We start from the raw sequence: 8,815 nt of genomic DNA on the forward strand, positions 1-8,815 counted from the left end.
GCCCGAAGCCGCGGTGAAAAACGGATCGAACGCCCGCGCCTTACGCCAGGTCTCGATCGCTCCCGCGTAATCCCCCTCATGGATCGCGGCGGAGAGGCGTCGGCCGAAGCGGTCCGATTTCGACTGCCTCAGCATGGCGTCGGACTCCGAAGGAACTTTCTCGATCCATAATTCGACCGCGATTAGGTTCGAGATGTACTCGGCAGACTCGTTGCCCAAATGCCATTGTCTCGAGAACTCCCCGTTCGTATAGACAGCATCACCGTCGATCGGTAACGCGTGATCGCTCTCCTCCCACCTCGCCCGCTGAAACTCGCCATCGGATCCGGCGCTGATCAGACGGTACCCATCCGCGCCGATCTCGATCTCGATTGGGTGTCCCCATCCATCGGTTCGTTCCGGTGGAAACATGTTTACGCCAAGGCGGGACAGGGCGTAAATGGAGACAACCGTTACGCAAAAGCGATAACCGCTCGGTAGCCCCAAGCCCACTGGCTGGTGGCGCAGGTCTCCAGCCTGCGCTATGGAAGCCTGCGATACGTGGATGAGAACCCTTTGCAGGCGGAAGCCCCAGGAATCCTTCCCCGCGCGCCGGCCCTGCTTTTACACGGCCGTGACCTGTACGGAGATCCAGTCTGCTATCGTGCCGGGCCATGAGACCCGCCCGCGCGGCCGCGCTCGTTCTCCTTCTTCTCCTCCCTTCGGTTCTCCTCGCTGCGCAGATCCCCGAGCCGGTCCGGCCGATGTCGGGTGCCGAGCTCGACACCGCGATCAGGAAACTCCCCGTCCTCCGCAGCGCCCTCTACATCGCCGCCCATCCGGACGACGAGAACACCGCGATGATCACCTGGCTCGGCAACGAGAAGCTCGCCCGCGCCGGCTACCTCGCGATGACACGAGGGGACGGCGGGCAGAATCTCATCGGGGGCGACATCGGGCCGAAGCTCGGGGTGATCCGCACCTGGGAGCTGTTGAGAGCCCGGGAGATCGACGGAGGGCATCAGTTCTTCACGCGCGCCATCGACTTCGGTTACTCCAAAAGCTCCGAGGAGACGCTCGCGATCTGGGGCCACCGGGAGATCCTTCGCGACGTCGTCCGGATCATTCGCGACTTTCGCCCGGACGTGCTGATCACGCGATTTCCGGTCGAGGCGGACACGCACGGGCACCACACCGCCTCCGCCATCCTCGCGAACGAAGCCTTCCGGCTCGCCGGTGATCCGGCGGCCTTTCCCGACCTCGGATTGCCGCCGTGGCAGCCGAAGAGAATCTTCTGGAACACCTGGCAGCCCGACAGCGCGGAGCCCGGAACCGTGCTCGAAATCGACCTCGGTGGCTACGACCCCCTGCGAGGCGAGTCGTGGCCGGAGGTCGCGGCGAGAAGCCGCACGATGCACAAGAGCCAGGGATTCGGCGCGGGCGGAACGCGTGGCCCCCTGACCAACCACCTGGTTCTGACCGGCGGCGAACCGGTTCAGACGGGCATATTCGACGGGGTCGGGTCTGGCTGGGAGCGGGTCGAAGGATCGGAGCGCGTCTCGGCGATCTTCGACCGGATCGTCAGCGAGCTCGACGTCACCCGCCCGGCCAGGAGCATTCCCGCGCTGATCGAGGCGAGGCGTGAACTGCGGAAACTTCCGGATTCCCACTGGGTGCTCATCAAGAGCGAAGACCTCGACCGGATCATCCTGAGCGCCGCGGGAGTCTGGATCGAAGCGCTCGCCGACCGAACCAGCGTCGTTCCGGGGCAGTCGATCGACGTCGCGGTCACGGCCGTCGCCAGAACTGCTCCCGCGAGCTTTTCGGTCGCGGCCGGCGGTGACCCCAACCTAATGGGGCGCGAAGCGATCAACGAGCGCTTCGCTGCCTCGGTGCCGCTCACCGTACCTCCGGACGCGGAACCGAGCCAGCCCGTGTGGCTTCGCGAGCCGCCGCTGGCGGGGCGCCATCAGATCGCCGATCCCTCACTCGTCGGAGCGCCGGTCGGCCCGGCGCCGCTGAGCGTCCCGGTCACCGTAGGGATCGCGGGCGAGACGATCGAGATCGAAGTCCCGGTCCTCCGTCGCGAAGTCGATCGCGTCCGCGGCGAGATCTGGGATCCCGTTCTGATCGTCCCTCACGTCACCGTCGGTGTGGAGCCGGCCCCGCTGCTCATACCGGGAGAAGGGGCGCGAAAAACGACCGCCCGGATCACCCTCACCAACAACGGCGCGACCGTCTCCGGCCGTTTGCGCCTCTCGCTTCCCGAGGGGTGGCGGGTCGCTGACGAGGCGATTCCCCTCACCATCGATGCGGGCGAGACGCTCACGCGCGAGCTCGAGATCGCCGCTCCAGACCGCCAGTCGACCGGTACGCTGCGAGCCGCGTTCGAGTTGGACGAGGGCACCTTCGATCGGAGCATGTCGATCCTCGAGTACGACCACATCCCTCGAACCGCCGTGTTCGAGCCGGCCGAAACGAAGCTCGTCCGGATACCGCTCGAGGTCACGGGTGACCGGGTGGGATACATCCCCGGTTCAGGAGACGCCATTCCAGCGGCACTGGAAGCTGTCGGGCTCGAAGTCGTCACGCTGAGCCCGTCGTTTTCCCTCTCCGATCTCGAGGCTCTCGATGCGCTCGTTCTCGGGATCCGAGCGCTCAATGTTCACGATGATCTCGGGAGCCGTCTGAACCAGATCTCCGACTGGGTCTCCGAGGGAGGCCGGGTGATCGTGCAGTACAACACCGCGGGACGATCCGGCTCGACGATCTCATTTCCCGATCCGCTCGCAATCGGGCGGGATCGCGTCACCGTCGAGGAGGCCCCTGTCCGCCTTCTCCGCGAGAATCATCCACTCCTGGTCCATCCCAATCGAATCACGCCCGCCGATTTCGAGGGCTGGGTGCAGGAGCGGGGACTCTACTTCGCGGAGAGCTGGAGCGACCGCTGGCAGCCGATTCTCGGAATGACCGAGCCGGGCGAGAGCGAGGTCCTCGGTTCGCTCCTCGTCCTGCCACACGGCGAGGGAGCTTACATCTACACCGGGATCTCCTTTTTCAGACAGCTGCCCGCGGGAGTTCCCGGGGCGTGGCGGCTCTTCGCCAACCTGGTGTCCGGAGAAAGCGATGACTGACGAAGTCCGCAAGCCTCTCCCGGACGACTCGCCGCGATGGAAGTGGGTGTACGCAATCGTGCTCGGTGAGCTCGCGCTGCTCGTTTTCCTGATGTGGATCTTCACGAAAGCGTTCGAGTGACCGACGGATGACCGGACTCGACTGGCTCGTTCTCGTCGCATCGCTCGTTTTCATCGTCGCGTACGGTCTGTGGAAGGGGAGAGGGAACCGCGATCTCGACGGCTACATCCTCGCCGATCGCAGCCTTCCCTGGTGGACAATCGCGCTGTCGGTCATGGCGACGCAGGCGAGCGCGATCACCTTCATCTCGACGCCGGGGCAGGCGTACGCCGACGGGATGCGGTTCGTCCAGTTCTACTTCGGCCTTCCGATCGGGATGGTCATTCTCTCGATCACCGTCATCCCGATCTACCACCGCCTCAGGGTCTACACGGCGTACGAGTACCTCGAGGGGCGATTCGATCTGAAGACGCGCGTTCTCGCCGCGGGGCTGTTCCTGATTCAGCGGGGGCTCGCGGCCGGTCTCACGATCTTCGCGCCGGCATTGATCCTCTCGCTGATTCTCGGATGGAACCTTCAGCTGACGACCGTCATCATCGGCGTGCTCGTGGTGATCTACACCGCTCTCGGGGGAACGAAGGCGGTGAACTACACGAACTTCCACCAGCTTCTGATCGCGATGTCGGGCGTGATCGCCGCGTTTCTCTTCGCGATCTGGAAATTGCCCTCGGGGGTCGGATTCACCGACGCGGTCCACGTCGCAGGAGAGCTCGGCAGGCTGAACGCGATCGACTTCTCCTTCGACTGGCAGAATCGCTATACCTTCTGGTCGGGGGTGATCGGCGGGATGTTTCTGCAGCTTTCCTACTTCGGCACCGACCAGAGTCAGGTGCAGCGTTATCTCACGGGTAGCTCGATCACGCAGAGCCGCATCGCGCTTCTCTTCAACGGCATGGTGAAGGTGCCGATGCAGTTCTTCATCCTTTTCGTCGGAGCGATGGTCTTCGCGTTCTACACCTTCACCACGCCGCCCGTATTCTTCAACCCGACCGAGACGGCAAAGGTCGAAGCGAGCGCGCTCGCGCCGGAGTGGAGTGCAGCCGAGGAGGAGTACCTCGCTGCCGGCGCGGAGAGGGAACGGGCAGCGATGGAGTATGTCCGTGCGAGAAACACCGGCGCCGAGGATCGCGCCGCGGCGGATCTCGACGCGGCAAACCGCGATCTGATCGCCGCCCGCGCGGGAGCGATCTCGGTGATGAAAGCGAGCGACGAAGGCGCCGACGACAACGACACCAACTTCATCTTCCTCACCTTCGTGCTGCAGTACCTTCCCGCGGGGCTCGTGGGACTCGTCATCGCGGCCGTGTTTGCCGCCTCGATGTCGTCGACCGCCTCGGAGCTCAATGCGCTCGCTTCGACGACGGTGGTCGACTTTTACAGGAGGATGTTCCGGAAGGAGACCTCCGACAGGCACGACGTTCTCGTCTCGAAGATCGCAACAGTCTTCTGGGGTTTTCTCGCGATTCTGTTCGCGATGTACGCGAACCGGCTCGGTACGCTGGTCGAGGCGGTGAACGAGATCGGATCGCTTTTTTATGGAACGATTCTCGGAATCTTCCTCGTCGCGTTCTATCTGAAGCGGGTGGGGGCGACCGCGACCTTCGCGGCAGCGCTCATTGCCGAGGGGATCGTGATCTGGTGCAGGTTGGCGACGCCGGTGGCGTGGCTGTGGTTCAACGCGATCGGGTGCATTGCCGTGATCGTGCTCGCGCTGCTGCTCCAGCCTCTGATCGGCAGGGGCGCGCCTGGCAGCGAGCGGCGAATTTGAGTAGGATAACGGGACGATCACGCAGGGCGTGAGGCAGGGAGTCGTCGTGAACATCGTCAAAAACCGGCACAACGACGTGACCGTGCTCGACATCCAGGGCGTCATCAAACTGGGAGAGAGCGCGAGGGAGTTCTCGGGATTCCTCGAGAAGGTTCTCAACGAGGAGTCGGGCCCGGTCCTGATCAACTTCGAAGGGATCAACTACATGGACTCGACGGGTCTGGGCGAGCTGATCGGCTATCTTCAGAAGTTCGAGGGGCGTGAGCGAAAGATGGCTCTTCTCAATCCGTCCAACAGAATCCTGGCGCTGCTCCGGATCACGAAGCTCGACACGGTGTTCAAGATCTTCGAGTCCCGCGACGAGGCGTTCGCGTACCTCGAAGGGGCGCGAGCCAGCTGACCAGGAGGATTCTGGGCGTGGGGCGCGGACATCGTTCCCGGGTTGAGCGAGAAACTCGAAACAGGGCGCGTTCACGGGCGCGAGCGCGTTCACGGGCACGGGCGCGTTCACGGGCACGGGAAAAGACTTTATGGAACCGGGCACGGGCACGGGCGCGTTCACGGGCACGGGAAAAGACTTATGGGACCGGGCACGGGCGCGTTCACGGGCACGGGAAAAGACTATGGAACCGGGCACGGGCACGGGCGGGTTCACGGGCACGGGAAAAGACTTTATGGAACCGGGCACGGGCACGGGCAAATCAACGACTCTGGCACGACAGAATGAGTTTAGTCAGCATCTGAACGAGCCGGTGGAGACGCTCTTTGCTGATTTCAGCATCTGTTTCGGACACAACGCCCAGCGCTAAGCCTGCGTCGATCACTCCTGCACATTCGGTCGCGGACGCTCGTGCCCGGGCGTAAAAGGCAGCCTTGTCTGCAGCTGAAAATTTTCCTGCCCCCTCGGCGATATTCAGTGTGACGCTCAGAGCGGCTCTGCGCAGCTGATCGGACAGATAGCTTCGCCCGCGAGGCAGCGAATCAACGATACGTTCCGCGATCGGTAGAAACTCGAGCGAAACCCGGTAAACATCGAGTTTTTCGTGGTCGAACGGCATGAGATTGATCGAACCGAGTTTAACCTAACAGGCCCTCGACGCATCTTTCCGTGCCGATGCCCGGCATTTTGTCCCGTGCCCGTGAACATGCCCGCGCCCGTGTCCGGTCTTTAAAGTCCGTGCCCGTGAACATGCCCGCGCCCGTGCCCGGTCTTTAAAGTCCGTGGCCGTGAACATGCCCGCGCCCGGTCTTTAAGTCCGCCGTGAACGTGACCGTGTCCGGTCTTTAAAGTCCGTGCCCGTGAACGTGCCCGCGCCCGTGCCCGGTCTTTCCCGGACAGAGGGGCCCGGCGTTCTCTTCACCTTGCGAGCCCTCCTCGGCTCGTGTAGCATTTGCCGGCCTTTTCAAGGCGAGTGACGAATGACTCAATCCTTCATTCCTGTCCTGATTCTTCTTCTGTTTGCGATCGTTCTCGGAGCCGTCATGCTTGGTCTGGCGTACATCGGGGGATCGCACGCCCGGAGTCCGCAGAAGCTGGGGCCGTACGAGAGCGGTGTCCCGCAGCTCGACGTCTCCAGGAAGCGGTTCAATGTCCGCTTTTACAAGGTCGCGATGTCATTCATCATCTTCGACATCGAGGCGGTGTTCATCTTTGCCTGGGCGGTGATCTATCGGGAGACGACCACCGGCGGCGGCGAGCTCAACTGGCTGCCGTTCATCGCAATGATGATCTTCACGCTGCCGATTGCCCTCGGTTTTCTCTACGAGTGGAAGAAAGGTACTTTCGACTGGACCTGATTCATGGCCGATCTTCATCCTGACAGCCCATACATGCCCCACCGTCACCCCGAACCGGGGGCGACATTCGAGTGGGACGAGGAGCAGAGACGGGAGCTCGATCGGATTCTCGAGCGTTATCCGACGAAACAGGCTGCCCTGCTCCCGGTCCTCCATCTCGCGCAGCGAAAGGTCGGCTGGCTCCCGCCGCACGTCATCGTGAAGGTCTCCGAGACGCTCGGGCTGACCCCGGCCTGGGTCTTCGGCGTCGTCACCTTCTACAACATGTACAACCAGAAGCCCCGGGGGAAGTACTTTCTCCAGGTCTGCACGAATCTGAGCTGCATGTTGCGCGACGCCTACGACATCTACGACCACCTCTGCTCGCGGCTTCGTGTGAAACCGGGCCACAACACCGAGGACGGCAAGTTCACCGTTCTCGAGGTCGAGTGCCTCGGTTCATGCAACACGGCGCCGGTGGTTCAGGTCAACGACGATTACCACGAGAACATGACGATCGAGAAGATCGACGATCTGATCGAGACGCTTCCATGACCGAGCCAATCAGGGTTCTCACGCGCAACATCGACGAGCCGGACTCGGCATCGATCGACACGTACCTCCGGACCGGAGGCTACAAGGCGCTCGAGAAGGCGTTGTCGATGAAGCCGGCCGAGCTGATCGACATGGTCAAGGCCTCCGAGCTTCGTGGCAGGGGAGGCGCCGGGTTTCCGACCGGCATGAAGTGGGGCTTCGTCCCGCAGGACAGCGGAAAGCCCGTCTATCTCCTCTGCAACGCCGACGAAGCGGAGCCCGGGACATTCAAGGATCGGCTGATCATCGAGAAGGATCCTCATCTCATGATCGAGGGGATGATCATCTCCGCTTACGCGATTGGCTCGGGACCGATGTCGTACATCTACATTCGAGGCGAGTTCGCGTACGGCGCGAAAGTACTCGAAAAAGCGCTCGCCGAGGCGCGCGAGAAGGGCTTTCTCGGGAAGAACATCCTCGGAAGCGGCTTCGATCACGACGTGACGGTGCATCGCGGAGCAGGAGCGTACATCTGCGGCGAGGAGACGGGACTCATCGAGTCGCTCGAGGGGAAGCGTGGCGAGCCGCGCGTCAAACCTCCCTTTCCGGCGGTCGTCGGCGTCTTCGGAGCGCCAACCGTCGTCAACAACGTCGAAACGATCGCCTGCGTGACGCTGATTGTCGAAAAGGGTCCGGACTGGTTCAGGAGCATCGGCGTCGAGAAGAACACCGGCCCGAAGCTCTATTGCGTTTCGGGGCACGTGAAGAAGCCGGGTGTCTACGAGTTCCCGATGACGGTGAACCTGAAGGAGCTGATCGTCGACCACTGCGGCGGAACCGCGAGCGGGCTGCCGATCAAGGCGGTCATTCCGGGGGGAGGCTCGGCGCCGATCCTGAAGCCGGACGAGATCGACATCCCTCTCACCTTCGACGCCGTTCAGAAGGCGGGGTCGATGCTCGGCTCGGCTGCGATCATGGTGATGGACGAGAGCGCCTGCATCGTCGAGTGCGTCTGGCGGCTCGTGAAGTTCTTCGCCCACGAGTCGTGCGGGCAGTGCACGCCGTGCCGCGAGGGCTGCAACTGGATGGAGTCGGTGCTCCACCGGCTCGAAACGGGGCAGGGGCGCCAGGAAGATGCCGATCTTCTCCTCGACATGTCGGACAACATCGGCGGCAAGAGCCTCTGCGCTCTGGGAGATGCCGCGATCGGCCCGGTCATCTCGGGGGTTCAGAAGTTCCGCGACGAGTTCCTCTACCACGTCGAGCACAAGAGCTGTCTGCCGGGCACCAAACGCTACCGGCGGCTGGACATGCCGGTAGGAGCACACTAGCGCGCTGGAGATGGCTGCAAGGCTATGTCAGGCACTCTTCTCGAAGAAGCGATCGACGCCTGGATAGACGCCCGGGAAGGCGTCGTCGCCGAGTTGGAAAATGTCCCGGAGGAGCGGCTCCACTTTCGCCCTGTCGACGGCGTGTGATCGATTCGCGAGCTCATTCACCACATCGTCGAGGTCTCGTTGCTGATGGTGGGAGAGCTGGTTCGCAGTGACGGCGACTTCCGCC

At 63.0% G+C, this 8,815-nt stretch carries 8 protein-coding genes; 6 read left to right on the plus strand and 2 right to left on the minus strand.

The features are described 5' to 3' along the window. The first annotated feature begins 653 nt into the window (after positions 1–653). The 3 genes from KY459_10190 to KY459_10200 all read left to right on the plus strand — a co-directional run bounded on the left by KY459_10190 (position 654) and on the right by KY459_10200 (position 5,342). Positions 654–3,113 (plus strand): PIG-L family deacetylase, encoded by a 2,460-nt coding sequence (locus tag KY459_10190; protein MBW3565082.1) that lies wholly within the window; start codon positions 654–656, stop codon positions 3,111–3,113. A gap of 128 nt (positions 3,114–3,241) precedes the next feature. Next, on the plus strand, positions 3,242–4,942 hold the full coding sequence (locus KY459_10195; GenBank protein ID MBW3565083.1) for a sodium:solute symporter: 1,701 nt from the start codon (positions 3,242–3,244) through the stop codon (positions 4,940–4,942). A gap of 46 nt (positions 4,943–4,988) precedes the next feature. Further along, complete coding sequence (locus tag KY459_10200) at positions 4,989–5,342, plus strand: STAS domain-containing protein (protein ID MBW3565084.1); 354 nt, start codon at positions 4,989–4,991, stop codon at positions 5,340–5,342. 301 nt (positions 5,343–5,643) lie between these two features. On the opposite strand, the gene KY459_10205 is transcribed toward KY459_10200, so the two are convergent. Continuing rightward, positions 5,644–6,000: a four helix bundle protein gene (locus KY459_10205; GenBank protein ID MBW3565085.1), complete on the minus strand. Its 357-nt coding sequence runs from the start codon at positions 5,998–6,000 to the stop codon at positions 5,644–5,646. A 361-nt stretch (positions 6,001–6,361) separates the two neighbouring features. Here KY459_10205 and ndhC point away from each other — a divergent pair, with 361 nt between their 5' ends. The 3 genes from ndhC to nuoF are packed head-to-tail and all read left to right on the plus strand — an operon-like array spanning position 6,362 to position 8,583. Then, positions 6,362–6,739: an NADH-quinone oxidoreductase subunit A gene (ndhC, locus tag KY459_10210; GenBank protein MBW3565086.1), complete on the plus strand. Its 378-nt coding sequence runs from the start codon at positions 6,362–6,364 to the stop codon at positions 6,737–6,739. A gap of 3 nt (positions 6,740–6,742) precedes the next feature. After that, positions 6,743–7,273, plus strand: a complete 531-nt coding sequence (locus tag KY459_10215; protein MBW3565087.1) for an NAD(P)H-dependent oxidoreductase subunit E — start codon at positions 6,743–6,745, stop codon at positions 7,271–7,273. Further along, positions 7,270–8,583 carry an NADH-quinone oxidoreductase subunit NuoF gene (nuoF, locus tag KY459_10220; protein ID MBW3565088.1) on the plus strand — a complete coding sequence of 438 codons (1,314 nt, stop codon included), beginning with the start codon at positions 7,270–7,272 and terminating at the stop codon, positions 8,581–8,583. The genes KY459_10215 and nuoF overlap by 4 nt, the downstream gene beginning before the upstream one ends. Before the next feature lie 27 nt (positions 8,584–8,610). Here the strand turns inward: nuoF and KY459_10225 are convergent. After that, on the minus strand, positions 8,611–8,815 hold a 205-nt coding region (locus KY459_10225; protein ID MBW3565089.1), incomplete at its 5' end, for a hypothetical protein.

Source organism: Acidobacteriota bacterium, assembly GCA_019347945.1.
Lineage (GTDB): Bacteria > Acidobacteriota > Thermoanaerobaculia > Gp7-AA8 > JAHWKK01 > JAHWKK01.

Coding starts and splice junctions, on each gene's coding strand:
- KY459_10190 (MBW3565082.1), top strand. CDS start 654: ATGAGACCCGCCCGCGCGGCCGCGCTCGTTCTCCTTCTTCTCCTCCCT.
- KY459_10195 (MBW3565083.1), top strand. CDS start 3,242: ATGACCGGACTCGACTGGCTCGTTCTCGTCGCATCGCTCGTTTTCATC.
- KY459_10205 (MBW3565085.1), bottom strand. CDS start 6,000: ATGCCGTTCGACCACGAAAAACTCGATGTTTACCGGGTTTCGCTCGAG.
- ndhC (MBW3565086.1), top strand. CDS start 6,362: ATGACTCAATCCTTCATTCCTGTCCTGATTCTTCTTCTGTTTGCGATC.
- KY459_10215 (MBW3565087.1), top strand. CDS start 6,743: ATGGCCGATCTTCATCCTGACAGCCCATACATGCCCCACCGTCACCCC.
- nuoF (MBW3565088.1), top strand. CDS start 7,270: ATGACCGAGCCAATCAGGGTTCTCACGCGCAACATCGACGAGCCGGAC.